Source organism: Paenibacillus sp. Cedars, from assembly GCF_003184205.1.
Lineage (GTDB): Bacteria > Bacillota > Bacilli > Paenibacillales > Paenibacillaceae > Paenibacillus_AQ > Paenibacillus_AQ glucanolyticus.
The window spans coordinates 6,125,503-6,146,243 of sequence record NZ_CP020866.1; the positions used below are offsets into that span (position 1 = coordinate 6,125,503).

Here is a 20,741-nt window from a genome sequence, read left to right on the forward strand (position 1 = left end):
GCGTTTGCCGACTGACGGATAGGCATGGGTTGGTAGGCAGATGGGAACAAAAGGCGAGGGGGACATACCGTGCACTTGAACCGGGCGATATTGGTGGATGACGAGGTGTTTACGCGCAAAGGGCTGCTGAAGCTGATAGATTGGGAAGCCTGCGGCTTTCAAATCGTAGATGAGGCGGATAACGGCGAAGATGCGCTGGAGCTGATTGAACGGCTTCAGCCGGATGTGGTCATTACCGATATCCGCATGCCGGTGCTGGATGGACTTGAGCTGATCAGGCGAGTTGTCACGCAGGATATCGTGAAGCCTTATTTTATTATTGTAAGCGGATACGATGACTTTAACTATGCGCAGCAGGCGGTTCGTTACGGTGTACACGACTTCATTCTGAAGCCGATTGACGAGCTGGAATTCAGTATTGCGCTGGTCCGGCTCAGCGGACGGCTGGAGTCTGACCGCGAGGCACGCTTGCGAGAAGAACGTCTGTTGTCCGGCGCCTTGATGGAGTCGCTGATTATAGGGGAAGCGGATGAGGCGCTGCTGGAGGAATGGGAGCGGCGTCTTGAGCTCTTGCCCGAGGACCGACTGTTCTACGTCTTCGTCGAGCGGAATGACCTACCGCTATCAAAGGACGAGGGTGAAGCGGGCGGAGGCGAGTTCAAGGACCGGGTGGAAGAGGCGCTCCTTGCCGTCACGAATGGAGCTCAGCCCTTCTACTTGCATGAGCACCGCAATCGAATCGGCATCATCGTACCGGGGCGTATTCTGCAATCTTCTCAGGATTGTCAGCGGGAATTCGCCAGACGCATTCAACAATCGCTCGTTACTGATAACGATAGGATCTTTGTCTATTTCGGTCAACCGGTTCAGCAGCTGTCCTTTATCCAGAATGCCTATGAAACGGCCAAGGAAGCCTTGTTATACAAGTACGTCTATGATGAGAGCGGCATCGTAATCCATGAGGAAGCCGCTCTGCATGCGCTGCAATATATCGGTCTGGAGGAGAGCCTCTACGAGCTGCTGCTGGAGCAGATCGAAGAGCTGCATTTCGCCAAGCTGGAGGAGACGATCACATTATTGTTTCAATCCTTCCAGGCGAAGCTGTATGCGCCTGAAGCCGTGAAGATGGCGATCAACCAATGCGTACTGGGCGTGGTGCGGGTGCTTAGCAGCATGGAGGGGGATCAGAGCCGGCTGTCCAGCCTGGAGCCGATGACCGAGTGGCATGACCGCAATCTGTCGCTGCGTGAGCTGAAGCGTCTGTTTACCGATTTTGCAGTTGAGAGCGCAAACTATATTTCACATCTTCGCAAGGAGCAGCACAAGGGCGGAATTCAGAAGATCCGGGCTTATATTGAGGCTAACTTTCATGAGAATATCAGTCTGAAGAGCATCGCGGGAAAGTTCTATATGAACCCGGTCTATCTGGGACAGCTGTTTAAAAAAGCATACGGCGTGTACTTTAATGATTTCCTGCTGCAGCTGCGCGTAAATGAAGCCAAGCGATTGCTGCGCCAGACGGACCTGCGCATCTATGAGGTGGCCGAACGCGTAGGCTTCGGCAACCCGGACTATTTTGTCACGCAATTCGAGAAGATTGAGCGGATGACGCCAAGCGAATATCGGAGCCGCTTGATGAAGGAGGCAGCGTCCGAAGGGACGAATCGATGAAGCCAAGCTTAAACAATGTCCGCCTGCGGGACAAGATGCTGCTGATGTATTTCCTGGCTGTTTTTTTGCCGATTCTGATCACCAACCTGATCTTCTATAATGTGACATCCGGCAGCGTGAGGGAGCAGCGGATCCAGGATATAACCGTAGCGCTTGAGCAGATGAAGAACGAATTCCGCCGAGAAGTCGAGGATGCCCTGGAGATCTCCTCGGTCTTCTATACGGATGTTCAATTGAATGAGATCGTGGAGACGGGATACGACCACCCCGCCGATTATATTGAGGCTTATGACAGCTATCTTCGCCGCATTTTGAATTCGGGCAGCGCCGTATACAACTCGGTCAGCGAAATTACGTTATATGTGGACAATCCGACCCTGCTGTATTCCGGGGGCATCAATTACATCGATGACCAGGTGAAGGAAGAGGCCTGGTACAAATTGATCGCGGGCAAGAACGTGACTCAACCGATCGTGATGCGCACGGGTGGAAACGGCCAATTGGACAGCTTCAGCATCATCCGGAGCATGAATTATTTCAACTCCCAGAATGACTATAGCAAGTATCTCAAGATTGATATGCGGATGCCCTCGATCCGGCAGATTATGAGCAATCTGAACGTGCAGGGCAAGGTGTACCTGCTGAGCGGCGCCGGAAATATTGAATACACCACAGATTCGAACGTCAACGTCATGCAGGACTCCGTGCCGTACAGCAGCATCGTGCATGAGGACAAGTTTCTGGAGTTTCGTACCGACAGCTTCACAACCAACAATCTGAACTCCTGGACGATGGTGGCGGTGACGCCTGAGGATGTGGTGCTGCGGGATGTCCAGCAATCCCTGCGGTTTGTCATTGTGCTGACCTGCTTGAACTTTCTGCTCCCCACCCTGGTGATCGTCTGGATTAGCCGTTCCCTAAGCGTGCGGCTGGTACGCATACTCAAGCATATGAAGAAGGTTAAGAACCAGAATTATGACACGATTGAAGAAGCGGAGGCCCGCGACGAGATCGGCCAGCTGACGGGTGAATTCAACCGGATGACGCTGCAGCTCGAAAGCTTGATCAATGACGTATACGTGGCGGATATCCAGAAGAAAAATTTGGAACTTCAGCGAAGGCATGCGCAATTGAATGCACTGCAGAGCCAGATTAACCCGCATTTCCTCTTTAACGCCTTGGAGACCATCCGCATGCGGAGCCTGATGAAGGATGAGGATGAGACGGCAAGAATCATTCATAACATGGCCAAGATTTTCCGTAATTCATTAGTCTGGAAAAAAGATATGGTGACGCTCAAGGAAGAGGTGGAGTTTATCCACTGTTTCCTTGAAATCCAGAGATACCGGTTTGGGGACAAGATTGATTATACGGTCCACGCACCCGCAGAAGAGGGTCACCTGCAATTACCCAAAATGGCGATGGTTACCTTCGTGGAGAATGCCAGCATTCACGGCATTGAGCCGCTGAAGCACGGGGGACGCATTGAAGTGCATATCGTACGCGAGGGTCGATCGCTCATCTGTACCATTCAGGATAACGGGGCCGGCATGTCCGCGGAGCAGGTCGAACGCATCTGCCGTTATCTCGATACCGAGGATGAGATGGGGGAGCGGATCGGCATTCAGAATGTGATCTACCGATTGAAGCTGTACTACGGAAGCCGGTTCCGGTTTGAAATCGATAGCTCGCCGGGACAAGGCACTCGGGTCCAGCTGTCCATTCCCATCGAACAATAACGGCGGCAAATCCTGCTTGGCATTCCGGTTTGGAATGACCAGAAGCAGGATTTGTTTGTTGCAGGGAGAAACCTGCCCTGCATGATGCCCGTACAGCCTTTTTTTTCTGCCGCTGGACACAGTTCTATAGTTTTCTAAGTATCACCTAAAGATTGACGGGTGAAAATCGCTCAAGGGCTCTCTTATAATGAAAGTGCTTACAATTAAACAAGACCGAAAGGGGTAGGTCAAGAGCATGAATAAGAAATTTTGGATGAGCTGTCTGACCGTAGTCATGATGGTATCTCTTCTGGCAGCTTGCGGCGGAAAAGACAATCAAACCGCGGACAACACGCCGGCGGCTGGTGGCGAAGGCGAGAAGAAGGAAGAGAAGGTCACCTTCACGTATTTCAACGCAGCAGCAGGCAAGGACAAAAATACGAACGAAACCACCATCGGTAAGATCTTCGAAGATCAAACTGGCGTGAACTTTAAGATGGAGCATCTGGTAGGGGATGAGAACACGAAGGTGGGAACCTTCATCGCCAGCAACGATTATCCGGATGTCATCGTACCGGGGAACTCGATTGACAAGCTGGTTGGCGCGGGCGCCTTTATCCCCTTGAATGATCTGATTGATAAGTATGGACCTAACATCAAGCGTGTATACGAGCCGTATTACAACCTGATGAAAGCCGAGGATGGCAACATCTACTTCCTGCCGCTGAGCGCGGTGGTAGGAGAGTACACGTCTGCTCCAAACATTGAGCAGGGTGCATTCTGGATTCAACGACGTGTTCTGAAGGAAGCGGGTTACCCGAAGATCAAGACCTTCGATGAATACCTGGGCCTGATTCGCGACTACGTGAAGAAACATCCGGAGGAAGGCTTGACCGGGTACCTGGCACTGACAACACAGGATAAATTTTTTGCACTGACCAATGCCCCGATGCACTTGGCCGGATATCCGAACGATGGCGGGATCATCATCGACATGGAGACCCACGTAGCGAACGATTATGCGGACGATGACATTACGAAGCGCTACCTGCAGGAGCTGAACAAGCTCAATACAGAGGGGTTGTTTGATAAATCCTCTTTCGTGGATAACTATGATCAATACCTTGCCAAACTGACTTCCGGTAAGGTGCTCGGCTTCTTCGACTATCGATGGCAGGTAGGCCAATCGATGAATAACCTGCGCGAAACAGCCAACGCATCGGGTAACGACGATCTCGAATATATGGCGCTGCCGATCGTCTACGATGAGAATATCAAGGACCAGTATCTCGATCCGCCATCCTTTGTTAACAACCGCGGCGTAGGAATCTCCGTCAGTGCGAAGGATCCAGAGCGTATTGTGAAATATTTCAACAACCTGCTTACGGACGAGAACCAGGTTCTGTCGAACTGGGGCATCAAGGACGAGACGTATTCCGTTGATGAGAACGGCCGCTTCTACCGTACGGAAGAGCAGATCACACAGACGAATACGGAAGCCTTCCGCGAGTCGTTCGGCTTCAAGTACTTTGAATACAACTGGCCTCGTTACGGCAATGGCTCCACGCTTCCTGACGGTAATTCCGTCGGTGCAGGACGCCAGCCTGAGGTTGCCAAAATGTCTTATTCCGAACCGGATAAGAAGCTGCTTGAAGCCTATGACATCGATTCCTTCTCGCAATTGTTTGCGGCGCCGGATGATCGTCCATGGTACCCGGCTTGGAGCATTCCGATTGATCAGGGCTCACCGGCACAAATCTTCACTCAGAAGAAAAGCGATTTGCAGCGTAAATACTTCCCGAAACTGGTGCTTGCAAACCCTGCGGAGTTTGACCGTATCTGGAATGAATACGTGGGCGAGTTCAGCAAGCTGGATGTGAAGGGATATGAGGATCTGATCACCGAGGAAGTCGCCAAGAAAATCGCAAATGCCCAAGGACAATAATAGATGAAGGAGAGGCGAAGGGGGCGGACCACTCGGTAGACTTGAGTATCCGTCCCTCCTCTTCTATACAACAAGCTCGGCGCTGAGAAGTTGCCTGCTTCGAACTTAACGGTAAGGGCTTGGATAGGAAGGAGAAGAAACCGTGGATAAAGCGAACCCGATTGGACCTGCAGAAACGAAGGCGTTGCGAGAAACGCCGGCGGAATCGAAAGGTTTCTTCAATAAACAACGGAAAAACGATACTGGTTTAAATACCAGGCCGCCATCAGGTGAAAAAAGCTTCTTTCAAAAGCTCCTGCAGCAGAAGGCGCTCGTCTTCATGTCGATTCCTTTTTTGCTCTGGCTGTTTATCTTTAAATACCTGCCACTATGGGGCTGGACGATAGCGTTTCAGGATTTTAAACCTGCGAAGAAAATCTTTGATCAGGAATGGGTAGGTTTGAAGCATTTTACCTTCCTGTTTCAGGATGAGCATTTCCTTCGGGTCATGCGCAATACACTCGCCATGAGTTTTATTAACCTCGTGCTCGGGTTTGTTACCGCCATTGTGCTGGCGATTCTGCTCAATGAACTGCGTAATCTGATGTTTAAACGGGTCGTGCAGACGATCAGCTATTTGCCCCATTTCATCTCATGGGTGGTGGCGGCGAGCATTATCTCGACGGCTCTGTCCTCGGACGGCGGAATCATCAATGAGCTGCTGCTGTGGCTCGGTCTCATCAAGGAACCGATTCTTTGGCTTGGAGAAGGAGAATATTTCTGGGGAATACTCGGTGTTTCGGAAGTATGGAAGAATGTCGGCTGGAACACCATCATATATTTGGCAGCCATGACGATGATCGATCCCTCGCAGTATGAGGCGGCGGAAATCGATGGCGCCGGACGTTTTCAACGGATTTGGAACATAACCCTGCCGGGTCTGAAGCCGGTATTTATTATCCTGTTGATCATGAATATCGGTAACTTGCTCGAATCCGGTTTTGAACCGCAATACTTGCTTGGTAACGGCATGAACGTGGATTATTCCGAGAACCTGGATATCTTCGTGCTGAAATATGGTATTCAGATGGGGAACTTCTCGCTCTCGATCGCTGCAGGCATGTTCAAGACGGTGGTCAGCTTCATACTCTTGTTCACGGCTAATCATATCGCGAAGAGACTGGGCGAGGAACGATTGTTCTAAGCGTAAGCTTACGAGGACCGTTTTCCTTCAGAACACTTACAGGAGGATTCATATGGCGAAGACATCAGATTCACCACGAGCTCATGCCCGGTTCAAGTCTCCCGCGGACCGGATATTCGATACTTTGAACATTGTATTCATGATCTGCCTAATGGTGGTTACGTTGTACCCGTTCCTGAATACACTCGCAGTATCCTTCAACAATGCGACGGATTCGGTGAAAGGCGGCATTTATCTATGGCCTCGGGACTTCACATGGGAGAATTACAAATATGTGTTTAACGAAGCAACCATCTTTCAAGCTACCTTCATATCCGTGCTTCGTACGGTGATCGGTACGATCACCTCCGTATTCTGCTGCGCCATGGTTGCGTATACGATCAGCCGTCCGGAATACGTGCTGCGCAAGTTCGTATCCATTGCTTTTATCTTAACCATGTATTTCAGCGGCGGTTTAATTCCGAACTTCCTGCTGATTCGCGAATTGGGCATGCTGGGCACCTTCTCGGTCTACATCATTCCGGGACTGATCGGCGTGTTTAACGTGATCGTCATTCGATCCTTTATCGAAGGGCTGCCCGAAGGGATTCTGGAATCGGCACGCATTGACGGCGCCGGCGAATTCACGACCTTTATGCGGATCGTGCTCCCGCTATGCGTACCCGTTCTTGCGACGGTATCGCTGTTCACGGCGGTATCGCAGTGGAACTCCTGGTTTGACGTATTCCTCTACAACTCTTCCTATACGGAACTGAGCACACTGCAGTACGAGCTGATGAAAATACTCCAGAACTCGAATTCCTCGATGAACTCGGGCAATGATTACGCAAGCCAGTTCGCAAGCTCGGAAAGCGGAGCGAATCAGGTCACGCCGACATCCATTCGGGCCACGATGACCATTGTGGCAAGTGTGCCGATCATCCTGGTGTATCCGTTCCTGCAAAAATACTTTGTGCAGGGGATGACCTTGGGCGGGGTAAAAGGTTAAGCTGCGGGAGCCGCTAAAGCTGTGCACCGTGCGCACTGCTTCCTGTGCGCACGGTACGTGGCCCGATGCATGCCTTGGATGACTGTCGACCAACCGGGATGCAGGTGGCATCACGATCATAAACCATCAATCTTGTTATTATCTCTAATTCAAGGAGGGACTGAATGTGACCAACCATCATCGTAGTGAACCAAAGCTGAAGGAAATGTTCGCGGATGACTTTCTCATTGGAGCGGCCGTAAACCCGCTGACGATCGAAACGCAGGAGGAATTGCTATCCTATCATTTCAACAGCATTACGGCGGAAAATGAAATGAAGTTTGTCAGTGTGCATCCCGCGGAGGATACGTATACGTTCGAGGATGCGGATAAACTCGCTGCCTTCGCCCGCAAGCATGGAATGAAGATGCGAGGCCATACGCTGGTATGGCATAACCAAACGACCGACTGGCTGTTCCAGGACAAGAATGGGAACATGGTGGATAAAGCGACGCTGTACGAACGGTTGAAGTCGCATACCGATACGGTCGTGAAGCGATACAAGGATGATATTTATGCCTGGGATGTCGTGAACGAGGTGATCGCGGATGAAGGAGAAGAGCTCCTTCGTCCATCCAAATGGCTGGAAATCGCGGGTCCGGAGTTTATCTCCAAGGCGTTCCAGTTTGCGCATGAAGCAGATCCGTCGGCTGTATTGTTCTATAACGATTACAATGAGTCCCATCCGAACAAGCGGGATAAAATCTACACGCTGGTCAAGTCCTTGCTGGATCAGGGAACCCCTATCCATGGCGTAGGATTGCAGGCACATTGGAATCTGTACGATCCTGGCCTTGACGATATCCGCGCAGCGATTGAGAAGTATGCATCGCTCGGTCTGCAGCTTCAGCTGACGGAGCTCGATGTTTCGATGTTCCGGTTCGACGACACCAGAAAGGATCTGACCGAGGCGCCGGAGGAGCTTCTGGAGGCTCAAGCCAAGCGGTATGACGAGAAGTTTGGCATTCTGAAGGAGTATCGGGATCATATTACGTCCGTTACCTTCTGGGGTGCAGCCGACGATTACACCTGGTTGGACAACTTCCCGGTGCGGGGGCGCAAGAACTGGCCATTCCTGTTCGATGAGCTTCATCAACCGAAGCGTGCGTTTCACCGCTTGGTGGAGCGTATGGTCAAGTCGTAATTGCTTTTACAAGGATTCCTACATTCAATTTAATTACCATAGCTAATATATGAAGCGGCTGAGGCTGCCATCAGCTTGTCGTGCCGGTCCTTGTGGCCGGCATCTGTATTTTACTGCCTCAGGGCAGCAGGAACTAGTGGAGTGAGAAGCTGGGAAATCATTGGCCTTGCCCAAACGAAGGGGGAACTTACGTTGAACAGCACTTTATATAAAGCGTGGCTGCAATATGCGCCCATCGAGGATCGGGAGCTTGCTGCCGCCTACAGCAGGCAACTCGGCACCATTGTTGTGGATCAGCAGCAGTCCCGAGTTGCGAACGCGGCTGTCCAGGAACTGAAGCATGCGTGTCAATCCATGCTTGGCATCGTCCCGAATATCACCTCGGAAGCCTTGAACTCCTCCCATCTGGAGGTTCGTATTCATGTGGGGGCAGCTGCAGCAGCCGAAGGAGCCGCAGAAGGGATAACCGAGGCTATGGATAGGGGCCGGGCTGATACACAGCTGGATCCGGAGGGCTTCACGCTGGTACATTCAGGCCAAGGGCAGCAGGAGAAGCTTGTCCTGATCGGGGGATCAGGCAAAGGTATATTATACGGGGTGTTTCATTTGCTGCGGTTGCTGGCCTCCCATCAACCGCTAACCGGTTTGAAGGTGGCTGATCAGCCTGTGAATCGTCTGCGGATGATTAATCAATGGGATAACGTCGACGGCACCGTTGAACGCGGATATTCGGGTCAGTCGATTTTTTACGAGAACGGGCGGTTTACCGACAATCTGGAACGAGTGAGGGACTACGCCCGATTGCTGGCTTCGGTAGGCATGAATGCAATCTCCATTAATAATGTCAACGTGCATGAGATCGAGACGCGATTCATTACGGCCGAATATTTGCCAACGGTTGCGAAGGTGGCTGATATTTTCAGAGAATACGGGATTACACTGTATCTTAGCATCAACTTTGCGGCTCCGCTCCACATAGGGGGCGTATCCACCTCCGATCCGCTGAATGAAGAGGTTCGGCAGTGGTGGAAGGATGCGGCGGATGAAATCTACGATCATATCCCGGATTTTGGAGGCTTCCTGGTCAAGGCGGACTCCGAGCATCGGCCGGGTCCATTCGCTTATGGCCGGGACCATGCCGACGGCGCCAATATGCTCGCCGAAGCGCTGGAGCCGCACGGCGGACTCGTGATTTGGCGCTGCTTCGTATATAACTGCATGCAGGATTGGCGCGACCGCAGCACGGACCGTGCACGTGCGGCCTATGATCATTTTACCCCGCTGGATGGACGGTTTAAGGACAATGTGCTGCTGCAGATTAAGAACGGGCCTATGGACTTTCAAGTACGAGAGCCGGTATCGCCGCTGTTCGGCAGCATGAAAGAGACCAATCAGGTGCTGGAGTTCCAGGTTGCCCAGGAATATACCGGCCAGCAGCGTCATGTGTGTTATCTGGTGCCGCAGTGGAAAGAGGTGCTGGATTTTGATACCTATGCGGATGGGGCCGGGTCTGAGGTGAAGAAGATAACAAACGGCTCGCTGCATGGCATGAAATATAGCGGGATTGCTGCGGTGTCCAACATCGGGAATGATGAGAACTGGACGGGCCATACGTTGGCACAAGCGAATCTGTACGGCTTCGGACGGCTGATCTGGAATCCTGAATTATCCTCAGAGGGGATTGCAGAGGAGTGGACGAGGTTAACCTTCGGCAATGACGAGTCAGTTGTAAAAACGCTGTGCCGCATGCTCATGCAGTCGTGGCCGATCTATGAGAGTTATACGTCACCGCTCGGCGTGGGTTGGATGATTACACCGCATACGCATTATGGTCCGGATGTGGATGGCTATGAATATTCCCGGTGGGGTACGTATCACTTCGCGGATCGGGACGGCATGGGGGTGGACCGCACGATGGCGACGGGTACAGGCTACACTGCTCAGTACTTCGAACCAAATGCCGCTCTGTATGATTCACTGGAGGACTGCCCGGACGAGCTGCTGTTGTTCTTCCATCATGTCCCGTATTCCCATATGCTGAAATCCGGCAAAACCGTGATTCAGCACATATATGATACTCACTTCGAGGGAGCCGAGGCTGCCGCTGGACTGCTTGACGCCTGGACCTCGCTAGAAGGCAAAGTCGATCCGGAGCGTTTCGCTCAAGTGGCACAGCGGCTGGCCGATCAGGCTGAGCACGCCAAGCATTGGCGGGATGTAATCAATACGTACTTCTACCGCAAATCAGGCGTACCGGATGACTCGGGACGGATCATATATTAATTTGGGCGAAAATATAGGGGGTGCCCCATCAGATATTCCATCTGATGGGGCACCCTTTGGTTATAGCGATCCACAGAACCATTCATGTATCGATTCAACGAAATCTCATCCGTTCGGATAACCTCATTCCATAAACTGGGCTTTATAGGGTGGGGGGCTATATGATATACTAGGTTCAGGATAGATTAGATTCAAGATGAAGGAACGGGATTTAAAGGAGGGGGAAATGGGCATGACAACTGAGAACCATGTACATGATGCTTGTGCTGTAACCAGCGAGCGGAAGAGCCATCATTCCGATAAAACGAAAAGCAACCTCATCAGCCGGTTGAACCGGATCGAAGGGCAGATTCGCGGTGTGAAGGGCTTAATTGAGAAGGATACGTACTGTGACGATGTATTAAACCAGATTTCCTCGATCCAGTCGGCATTAAACGGTGTCAGCAAATTACTGCTGGAACATCATATGAAGAGCTGCGTCGTGGAGCGCCTTCAGGAAGGCGACGATGAGGTTATTACCGAGCTGTTAACAACGATGAATAAGCTGATGAAGTAACGGGGATGGGACTCTCAGCTGGAGAAGATCCGGTTGAAGTGAATAATGTATGGAGCTGCCACCTTCCGAAGGTGGCAGTATGTGTTTAGTCAAGGATGAATTCCGCACGGTTATGCGATGTATCCATGATATTGGAATTATTTTATAAAAAATCGATAATAACTGGTTGACTAAATATAGGGTAGGGGGGTATACTAACTTCAAGAAATAGAAATTACAAGTAAAGTTCAGCGGGAATCCGAATCGAGTTTCTTGGATGATTCATCAACAATAAAACCAAACCTAAAGGAGAGATTTAGAATGGAACAGGTAACCATGAAAGTAGAAGGCATGTCCTGCATGCATTGCGTGAATTCAATTGAAGGGGCACTGAAGCAGCAGAACATCGAGGGCCATGTAGACCTGAAGGCGGGCACCGTTTCCGTCAAATATGATGAAGCTAAGTTCAATCTGGAAGAAGTCAAAGAGATCATTGAAGAACAAGGGTACAACGTAGTTTAACCAAATGGCACGAGGATGAAGAGGGGTGAGGAGAAGATGGAAGCAGGAGCAACAATGGAGCCGAAGAAAACGTCGCTGCAGTTAAAAGGCATGACATGTGCCGCCTGTGCGAATCGGATCGAGAAGGGCTTAAGCAAAATGGAAGGTGTGCAGGAAGCCAATGTGAACTTTGCGCTGGAGAAGGCATCCGTGACTTTTGACCCGAAGGTGGTTACCGTCCAGGAGATGGAAGAGAAAATCGAGAAGCTGGGTTACGGAACAGCCAAGGAAACGGTTGATTTGCAGCTGATTGGCATGTACTGCGCGGCTTGCGCCGCGAAAATCGAGAAGGTTGTAAGCCGGATGCCGGGAGTTAGCGAAGCGAACGTTAACTTTGCCATGGAGACCGCCCGGGTGGAGTACAATCCTGCCGAGGTTAGCCTTGGCGATATCCAGCAGCGGGTCGAGAAGCTGGGATATCAAGCCGTATCGAAACGGGAGACGCTGGATCAGGAAGGTCACCGCAAGGAGGCCATCACCAAGCAGAAACGGAAGCTGCTCATATCGGCCATTCTGTCTCTGCCATTGCTATGGGCCATGGTGAGCCATTTTTCCTTCACCTCGTGGATCTGGATACCGGATCTGTTCATGAACCCTTGGTTCCAGCTGGCCCTGGCAACGCCCGTACAATTCTATATCGGAAAACAGTTCTACGTGGGGGCTTACAAAGCGCTCCGCAACAAAAGCGCCAATATGGACGTTCTCGTTGCACTCGGCACCTCAGCCGCTTACTTCTACAGCCTTTATCTAACGATCGATTGGGCAGCGGCCGGAGCGAGCGTACACCATGGGCCCGAGATGTACTATGAAACGAGTGCGGTTCTGATCACATTGGTGATTATGGGCAAGCTGTTCGAATCTATGGCGAAAGGCCGTACCTCAGAAGCCATCAAAACGCTGATGGGTCTTCAGGCCAAGACAGCCCTGGTCGTTCGTGGCGGACAGGAGATCACCATTCCGATTGAACAGGTGATGGCGGGAGATCTCGTATTGGTGAAACCGGGCGAGAAAATTCCGGTGGACGGGAAAGTAGTGGAAGGCACGTCGGCGGTGGATGAATCCATGCTGACCGGTGAAAGTATTCCTGTTGAGAAAAAAGCGGGCGATGCTGTCATCGGTGCCACCATGAACAAGAATGGACGCTTGACACTTGAAGCGACCAAAGTGGGCAAAGAGACAGCTCTCGCCCAAATTATCAAGGTGGTGGAGGAAGCACAGGGCTCCAAAGCCCCGATTCAGCGGGTGGCGGACGTCATCTCGGGAATTTTCGTTCCCATTGTGGTTGGAATTGCGGTGGTTGCCTTCCTCGTGTGGTTCTTCTGGGTAACACCGGGTAACTTAGCCCATGCGTTAGAGATTGCCATCGCCATACTGGTCATTGCTTGTCCATGTGCGCTGGGTTTGGCTACGCCAACCTCGATTATGGCCGGATCAGGCCGCGCGGCAGAGCTGGGCGTGCTGTTTAAAGGCGGGGAGCATCTGGAATCCACGCATAAAATCGACACGATCATTCTGGACAAAACAGGCACGGTCACCAAGGGTAAACCCGAGTTGACGGATGTTGAAGTGAACGACATTGACGAGGAGCTGTTCCTGCGTCTGGTTGGATCTGCGGAGAAGAGCTCCGAGCATCCGCTGGCTGAAGCGATTGTTGCCGGAATTGAGGCAAGAGGGACACAGCTCCCGGCTGTCGAGCATTTTGAAGCCGTTCCGGGCTATGGCATCCGTGCCAACGTGGAAGGACACGAGGTGCTTGTCGGTACACGTAAGCTGATGGCACAGCATAACGTGGCAATCAACTCGGTTCTGGCCCGAATGTCGGAGCTGGAGACCGAGGGCAAGACGGCTATGCTTACCGCGGTAGATGGCCGATATGCCGGTCTGGTGGCCGTGGCGGATACCATTAAGGAGACGTCCCGGGCAGCCGTAGCCAGACTGAAGCAAATGGGAATTGAAGTGATCATGATTACCGGTGACAACGAACGCACGGCTCAAGCCATTGCGAAGCAGGTGGGCATTGACCATGTGCTTGCTGAAGTGCTGCCGGAAGGTAAAGCGGACGAAGTGAAGAAGCTCCAGCAGCAGGGCAAGAAGGTCGCCATGGTTGGCGACGGCATTAATGATGCGCCGGCGCTTGCCGTTGCCGATATCGGCATGGCTATCGGGACAGGTACGGATGTGGCGATGGAAGCCGCGGACGTTACGCTGATGAAGGGTGATCTGAACAGCATTCCGGATGCCATCTATATGAGCCGCAAAACGATGAGCAACATTCGTCAGAACCTGTTCTGGGCGCTCGGTTATAACTCGCTTGGCATTCCGATTGCCGCCATCGGTCTTCTGGCACCTTGGGTGGCCGGGGCCGCCATGGCACTCAGCTCCGTATCGGTTGTGCTGAACGCCCTTCGTCTGCAGCGCATGAAGGTGTAACGGCAACGGATGAAGGATATTCGTAGAGCAAGGAAAAGATACTATGGTGACTTGATGGGAGTGTAGACATTGGCATCGCAAAAGTTTGCCGTAACCCCCGGCTTTGAAGTGGGCGGGACGCTGTTCCGCCCGCAGCAGCTGGCGGTACTGGGCTCCATCGTAGGTGAGGATGCCCGCATAGAGATGACAACCTTTAAGCAGCTGTACGTGGAGATGGATGAAGAGCGGGCGGAGGAGGCGAAGGCGAAGCTGGTGGCCGCAGGCCTTCAAGTTCATCCTGCCGGTTTTGTCTCCAAGAGCCTGATTACCTGTAATTTTTGCCGGGGAGCAGAGGATTCGGGCCTGGATGTTGCAGCTATGCTGGATGAAGTTATATCCGATCATCCGGTACCCAATCCCCTGAAAATCGGGTACGCCGGCTGTGCACTGGGAACGAGCGAGCCCCTGCTTAAAGATATTGCCGTCATCAAGATGAGGGATGCCTTTGATCTCTATGTTGGCGGAGAGCCAAGAGGGTTGAAGGCTGCTCTGGCGAAGCCGCTGCACACGGATTTGAAGGCTGAGCAGCTGGCGCCGATCATCTTGAAGCTGATAACCATTTATCAGGAGAACGGGAAGAAGAAAGAGAAGTTCTCGCGGTTTGTGGACCGCATGACACTCGATTACCTGCAGGAAGCAACGCTTCACGAGCGGATGGATACCGCTGCTGGATAATCGACCGGATCAGAGTAGGCATCACCTTAGGGTGGTGCCTTTTTTGGTGCAGGATGAGGTCAACCAGAAATAACTTAATGCTATGCTGAAAGATAGTGCTGATCAGAGACATAACGCCAAGTCGAAACATAACAGAGAGTAGATAGCCTCCGCAAGAGCTACCTAACACCTAACGGGATACTCCGAAATGGGGATGGATATACTTTACAAAAGCACCGGGAGGTGCTTTTTTTATCTATCAGAACCTGAATCTGAATCGAAATACAGCAATTGAAATCATGGAAATAACAACCAAATCGGGCATTTTATCGCGGTTGACGAGCTATGTGAAAGGGTATACAATTTAATTGTTAAAAGCTTTTAACTATTTAAATTTGTAATATATAACGATGACGGACTTCGTCAGCACCGAGGAGATGAATACTGATACTGGATAAGCGGGAACAACTATCGAACATGATGGCTCGTCAGATGATGACACTTGTGGCGAACTATGCCAAGATCTTGGACAACGATTTGACAGCTCCTCAGTACTTCGTGCTCCAGACCTTGGCTTACGAGGGGCAGCAGACCAGCTCGTATTTTGCCAATGCTTTGAATGTTACACTCTCTGCTGTGACCAATTTAAGCAATAAGCTGGTCAGCAAAGGTTACATTGAGCGAGTGGCTTCAAGTACGGACAGGCGTCAGGTCTATCTTAAGATTACGGAGCAGGGCCGTGAAGTGGAGGCCCGAATGATTGCGAAGTACCGTGAATTGAACGAAGGTTTATGGTCGGATTTCTCGGATCAGGAGATGGATGTGCTGATCGCCTCGTACGAGAAGATGATTGAGCATTTGCAGCTTAAGATCAGTCAATCCAAGGCGGAAGACGGGTCCAATGACTAACAATTTCAGGAGGTATTCCTATGGGAAGATTAGATAATAAAGTAGCGGTGATTACGGGTGCAGCAGGCGGTATGGGTAAAGCTGACGCTCTTTTATTTGCGCAAGAGGGAGCCAAGGTGGCCATCACGGATCTTCAGGAAGACAAGATCAAAGACGTGGTTGCCGAGATTGAAGCGCTTGGCGGCGAAGCCATCGGATTGAAGCACAACGTGGCTTCCGAAGAAGACTGGATTCGCGTCGTGGACGAGACGATGAAGAAGTTTGGCAAGATCGATATCCTGGTCAACAATGCCGGTATCTCCAATGCTACGCCGTTCATGGATTTGACGGTGGAAGGCTGGGAGAAAACAATGACCATTAATGTGACGAGCATTTTCCTTGGCCAAAAATATGTCATCCCGCACATGATCGAAGCCGGCGGCGGTTCCATCGTCAACATCTCCTCCATTGCCGGTCTGACCGGCGGCAGCGGCGCAGGTCCCTACACGGCGAGTAAAGGCGCTGTACGTATGCTGACCAAAGCTACGGCTGTTGACTACGCGAAGCACAACATCCGCTGCAACTCGATTCACCCCGGATTTATTGAGACTCCAATGACCGTTGATATGTTCAAGGATGAACAGATGACGCAGTGGTTCCAATCCCAGACTCCGCTTCCACGCCTGGGCAAAGCGGAAGACATCGCGCGCGGTGTATTGTTCCTGGCTTCCGACGAATCTTCTTACATCACCGGCGTTGAGCTGCCGATTGACGGCGGATATTACGCGAAGTAAATCACTATAGATTTCAACAGGGGAGTGTTGATACATGTCCGATAACCAAACAATTGCTGTCATCACGGGTGCAGCCAGCGGAATCGGTAGAGCCAGCAGCTTGAAATTGGCAGAGAATGGCGCAACGGTTGTGCTGGTCGATTTCAACAAGGAAGCCGGTGAAGAAACGCTGCGCATGATTAAGGAGCGGGGCGGGGACGGCATTTTCGTGCAAGCCGATGTGACCAAGACCGAGGATGTTCAGAACTATGTGAACAAGGCAGTTGAAAGCTACGGCAGAATTGACTTCTTCTTCAACAATGCAGGGATCGTGCAGAAGTTCTCGATGCTGGACGATATTGACGAGAACGAGTTTGACCGTCAAATGTCCGTGAATGTAAAGGGCTGCTTCCTCGGCATGAAGTATGTCCTGAAAGTGATGAAGGAGCAGGGCAGCGGGCATATTGTCAATACCGCTTCGACAGCAGGTATTCGCAGTGAGCATAGTGCTGCCGCTTATTCGGCAAGCAAGCATGCGGTGGTCGGCTTGACGAAGGCCGCAGCACTGGAATACGTCAAGATGGGCATTCGCGTGAACGCGATCTGTCCAGGCGGCGTTCAGACGCCGCTTACCGCAGCGGTGGCCAAGTCCTTCACGGAAGGCGGGTACGTGCCGGAAGAGATTGGCAACATGCGGATGGGTCGTCCGGCTGAGGCGGATGAAATTGCCGACGTGGTAGCTTTCCTGGCTTCCCAGGGCTCCAGTTATATGACAGGATCCCTGGTGACCATTGATGGCGGGCTGACGCTATAAAAAAAGAGAAAGACCAGTTAAGCGCCGGGTTCCGGGCTTAACTGGTCTTTTTGGATAAGGGCTGTTATTTGATGCCGACGGCATCCGCCAGCAGCTCATAAGAGTGCAGACGCGCCTTATGATCATAGATCGCGGCGGCAACAATGATCTCGTCCGCGTTTGTTGTTTGCTGGAACTGCTCCAGCTGCGCACGGACGGTGGCCGGGCTGCCGATCGCGGAGAAGCTGAGCTGGCGCTTCACAATGGCCTGCTCCTGCAGGTTCCACAGATCATCCATGCTGTCTACCGGCGGACTCAGCTGGCCGGTGCGGCCCCGGATGATATTCAGGAACTGCTGGTACGGCGATGTGGCAAGGCGCTGCGCTTCCTCATCCGTGTCCGCACAGATCACGTTCACGCCGATCATGGCGTACGGCTTGCTTAGCTCGGCAGAAGGCCGGAAGCTGCTGCGGTACAAATCCAGCGCAGGCATCAGATAATCCGGGGCGAAATGGCTCGCAAATGAGAATGGAAGCCCCAGCTGTCCTGCCAGCTGGGCACTGAATCCGCTGGAGCCGAGCAGCCAGATCGGAACATGCAAGCCTTCACCGGGAATCGCCCGAATGCGCATGGACGAGCCGGAGGTGGGCTGGAAGTAATTTCGGAGCTCGCCGAGACGGTCAGGGAAATCCTGGCCATCACTGCCGGGTCCGCGGCGGAGTGCCCGGGAGGTTAGCTGATCCGATCCCGGCGCACGGCCAAGACCGAGGTCGATCCGGCCCGGGTAGAGCGACTCCAGTGTACCGAATTGCTCGGCAATGACAAGCGGTGCATGGTTGGGCAGCATAATTCCGCCGGATCCCACGCGAATGGTGTTGGTGCCTCCAGCGACATGCCCAATGACCACGGATGTGGCAGAGCTGGCAATCCCCGGCATGTTGTGATGTTCGGCGAGCCAGTAACGGTTGTAACCCCATTTCTCGGCATGCTGGGCAAGATCAAGCGTATTCCGCAGCGAATGTGCAGCGGTGCTGCCCGCTGTAATCGGTGCGAGATCCAGAATGGATAGAGGGATATCGCGGAGCGCTTTAGGCGCTGTATGATCAAGATGTGGTTCTGTCATATTGGAATGACCTCCTTATGCGTACGTAGTGCACGGTGAGTGAGATTATATAGATAACCGATAATGGTACATTAACAGTTGGAGATGGTATCTCTATATAACCCATATTATATACCTACTTAATCGATATGAAAAATAAGTATGTAATTACTCTTATATAATATATGCTTATTCACCTGATCTAAGTATCGTTTAAAAAGGATTCTGTGGATGCATAATAACGAAAACTTCGGCTGGCGTTTTACCTGCACGACCAATAGCCCAAAAAACAACGCGACCCTGCAGCGGCCGCGTTGTTGAATGTTCAGATAGGGTAGAGCTTGTTGTAATCAGTCTGTCTCGCTTGGCGGCGTAATTCGCTCCATTCCGTTCAGGTAGGGTCTCAGCGCTTGCGGGATCAGAATCGAACCGTCCTCCTGCTGGTGATTCTCCAGCAGCGGGATCAGAATCCGGGGCGACGCCACAGCCGTATTGTTCAGTGTATGGCAGTAACGAAGCTTGCCTTCCGCATCCCGGTAGCGGATGTTCGAACGGCGCGCCTGAAAGTCCAGCAGGTTCGACGACGAGTGGGTCTCTCCATAAGCTGCGCGGCTTGGCATCCAGGTCTCGATGTCGTATTGTTTGTACGTCTTCTGCGACATATCGCCGGTACAGACGGCAACGACCCGGTACGGCAGCTCGAGCATCTGAAGCATTTCCTCGGCATTCGCCGTGATTTCCTGAAGAAGCTGCTCCGAGGTTTCCTCACTCGCTTCGCAGAGAACCACTTGTTCCACCTTGGCGAACTGATGAACACGGTACAGACCATGGACATCCCGGCCACCCGAGCCGACCTCGCTTCGGAAGCATAGCGATGCGGCAGCCAGACGGATCGGCTGCGTGACGTCAACGATTTCCCCGCTGTAAAACGATACTAAGGGGACTTCCGAGGTGCCAACGAGCCACTTGTCTTCCTCGGCTATGTGAAAGGCCTGATCCTGACCCAATGGGAAGAAGGCCGTATTCTGCATAGCCTCCGTCCGTACGGTCAATGGTACATCCATGAGGGTAAAGCCTCTGGCTGTCAGCATATCAACCGCAAGCTGCTGAACGGCCCGGTGCAGCATCGCCCCGATGCCGGTCAGGTAATAGCTGCGCGTGCCGGCGGTTTTGACGCCGCGGGGAATATCGATCAATCGGTGCAGCTCACCGAGTGTTACGTGATCCCTGTATTCAAACTCAAACTCGGGTGGCTGGCCTACGCGTTTAACTTCGACATTGTCTTGATCCGAAGCGCCTACAGGCGTATCCGGCGAAACGGTATTCGGTACAAGTATGAGCAGCTCGTTGTAAGCAGCGTCAACCTCCCGGTGCAGCCCTTCCTGTATATCCAGCTCTGTATTGATAGCCTTGACCTGCTGCTTCAGCAGCTCTGCCTCTTCACGCTGCCCCTGCTTCATGTGGTTGCTAATATCGAGCGACATCGTATTGCGCTTCTGCCGCAATCCCTCCACGGCAAGCAGCAGGGCTCGCCGCTGTTCATCCAGCTCGACCAGTTCGGCAACCGACAGGGCGATGCCCTTCTGGTCAGCTACACGCTGCAATTGCTCCTGATTTTCTGCACTTTCCCGGACCCATTTCATGTCTAACATGATCACCGCGCTCCTTTTCTGTGGAAAAAATAAAAAAGCGTCCTAGTCCATATGGGACGAGGGACGCTTATGCGCTCGCGGTGCCACCCAAATTGATTGAACAGTAACCTGCCGCGAAAGCACGCCGGTCCTGGTTCAATCCACTTTGATTCCGCGGTAACGGGCGGTGCCGGTTAACTTAGGGGGATGGTTGATCAATTAAGGATCAATTCCCCTTGACGAGAACGCCTCAGAGTTGGAAGCTCTTCATTGGCCTGATGTTCATATTGTTGTTCAGTATACCGCATGAGCTGTCTTTTATACAAGGGCAGCAGGTTTTTTCTGTTGTTGAATGTTAAACTCG

Annotated in this window: 16 protein-coding genes; 14 read left to right on the forward strand and 2 right to left on the reverse strand. The window is 52.1% G+C overall.

Annotation, left to right across the window (positions count from 1 at the left end; genetic code table 11):
* The first annotated feature begins 69 nt into the window (after window positions 1–69).
* From B9D94_RS29530 to B9D94_RS29595, 14 genes are all read left to right on the forward strand, one after another.
* Window positions 70–1,671, forward strand: a complete 1,602-nt coding sequence (locus tag B9D94_RS29530) for a response regulator transcription factor (RefSeq protein WP_148248607.1) — start codon at window positions 70–72, stop codon at window positions 1,669–1,671.
* The gene (locus B9D94_RS29535; RefSeq protein WP_148248608.1) at window positions 1,668–3,410 is read left to right on the forward strand and encodes a sensor histidine kinase; all 1,743 of its coding nucleotides are present in this window, start codon (window positions 1,668–1,670) and stop codon (window positions 3,408–3,410) included. The genes B9D94_RS29530 and B9D94_RS29535 overlap by 4 nt, the downstream gene beginning before the upstream one ends.
* Window positions 3,411–3,645: 235 nt before the next feature.
* Window positions 3,646–5,334, forward strand: coding sequence for an ABC transporter substrate-binding protein (locus B9D94_RS29540; RefSeq protein ID WP_006207116.1), 1,689 nt, complete (start codon window positions 3,646–3,648; stop codon window positions 5,332–5,334).
* Between the two features lie 319 nt (window positions 5,335–5,653).
* A complete protein-coding gene (locus B9D94_RS29545; RefSeq protein ID WP_228030093.1) occupies window positions 5,654–6,517 on the forward strand; it encodes an ABC transporter permease in 864 nt (287 codons plus the stop codon).
* Window positions 6,518–6,569: 52 nt separating this feature from the next.
* Window positions 6,570–7,505: a carbohydrate ABC transporter permease gene (locus B9D94_RS29550; protein WP_006207114.1), complete on the forward strand. Its 936-nt coding sequence runs from the start codon at window positions 6,570–6,572 to the stop codon at window positions 7,503–7,505.
* Between the two features lie 166 nt (window positions 7,506–7,671).
* A complete protein-coding gene (locus B9D94_RS29555; protein ID WP_148248609.1) occupies window positions 7,672–8,688 on the forward strand; it encodes an endo-1,4-beta-xylanase in 1,017 nt (338 codons plus the stop codon).
* A 192-nt stretch (window positions 8,689–8,880) separates the two neighbouring features.
* On the forward strand, window positions 8,881–10,971 hold the full coding sequence (locus B9D94_RS29560) for an alpha-glucuronidase family glycosyl hydrolase (protein WP_036640604.1): 2,091 nt from the start codon (window positions 8,881–8,883) through the stop codon (window positions 10,969–10,971).
* A 232-nt stretch (window positions 10,972–11,203) separates the two neighbouring features.
* Complete coding sequence (locus B9D94_RS29565; protein WP_006207111.1) at window positions 11,204–11,527, forward strand: metal-sensitive transcriptional regulator; 324 nt, start codon at window positions 11,204–11,206, stop codon at window positions 11,525–11,527.
* Window positions 11,528–11,827: 300 nt separating this feature from the next.
* The gene (locus B9D94_RS29570; protein ID WP_036640228.1) at window positions 11,828–12,028 is read left to right on the forward strand and encodes a cation transporter; all 201 of its coding nucleotides are present in this window, start codon (window positions 11,828–11,830) and stop codon (window positions 12,026–12,028) included.
* Between the two features lie 36 nt (window positions 12,029–12,064).
* Entirely contained in the window at window positions 12,065–14,497 is a 2,433-nt protein-coding gene (locus B9D94_RS29575) for a heavy metal translocating P-type ATPase (protein ID WP_148248610.1), read from the forward strand.
* 69 nt (window positions 14,498–14,566) lie between these two features.
* Window positions 14,567–15,211, forward strand: coding sequence for a nitrite reductase (locus B9D94_RS29580; RefSeq protein ID WP_006207107.1), 645 nt, complete (start codon window positions 14,567–14,569; stop codon window positions 15,209–15,211).
* Between the two features lie 456 nt (window positions 15,212–15,667).
* On the forward strand, window positions 15,668–16,099 hold the full coding sequence (locus B9D94_RS29585; protein WP_036640223.1) for a MarR family winged helix-turn-helix transcriptional regulator: 432 nt from the start codon (window positions 15,668–15,670) through the stop codon (window positions 16,097–16,099).
* 20 nt (window positions 16,100–16,119) lie between these two features.
* On the forward strand, window positions 16,120–16,872 hold the full coding sequence (locus B9D94_RS29590) for an SDR family NAD(P)-dependent oxidoreductase (protein ID WP_036640221.1): 753 nt from the start codon (window positions 16,120–16,122) through the stop codon (window positions 16,870–16,872).
* Window positions 16,873–16,906: 34 nt separating this feature from the next.
* Window positions 16,907–17,665 carry an SDR family NAD(P)-dependent oxidoreductase gene (locus B9D94_RS29595; protein ID WP_036640218.1) on the forward strand — a complete coding sequence of 253 codons (759 nt, stop codon included), beginning with the start codon at window positions 16,907–16,909 and terminating at the stop codon, window positions 17,663–17,665.
* A 64-nt stretch (window positions 17,666–17,729) separates the two neighbouring features.
* Here B9D94_RS29595 and B9D94_RS29600 read toward each other — a convergent pair whose 3' ends face one another.
* Both B9D94_RS29600 and serS read right to left on the reverse strand, forming a co-directional pair.
* On the reverse strand, window positions 17,730–18,767 hold the full coding sequence (locus B9D94_RS29600; protein ID WP_148248611.1) for an LLM class flavin-dependent oxidoreductase: 1,038 nt from the start codon (window positions 18,765–18,767) through the stop codon (window positions 17,730–17,732).
* A 329-nt stretch (window positions 18,768–19,096) separates the two neighbouring features.
* Window positions 19,097–20,398 carry a serine--tRNA ligase gene (serS, locus tag B9D94_RS29605; RefSeq protein ID WP_148248612.1) on the reverse strand — a complete coding sequence of 434 codons (1,302 nt, stop codon included), beginning with the start codon at window positions 20,396–20,398 and terminating at the stop codon, window positions 19,097–19,099.
* Window positions 20,399–20,741 lie beyond the last annotated feature (343 nt).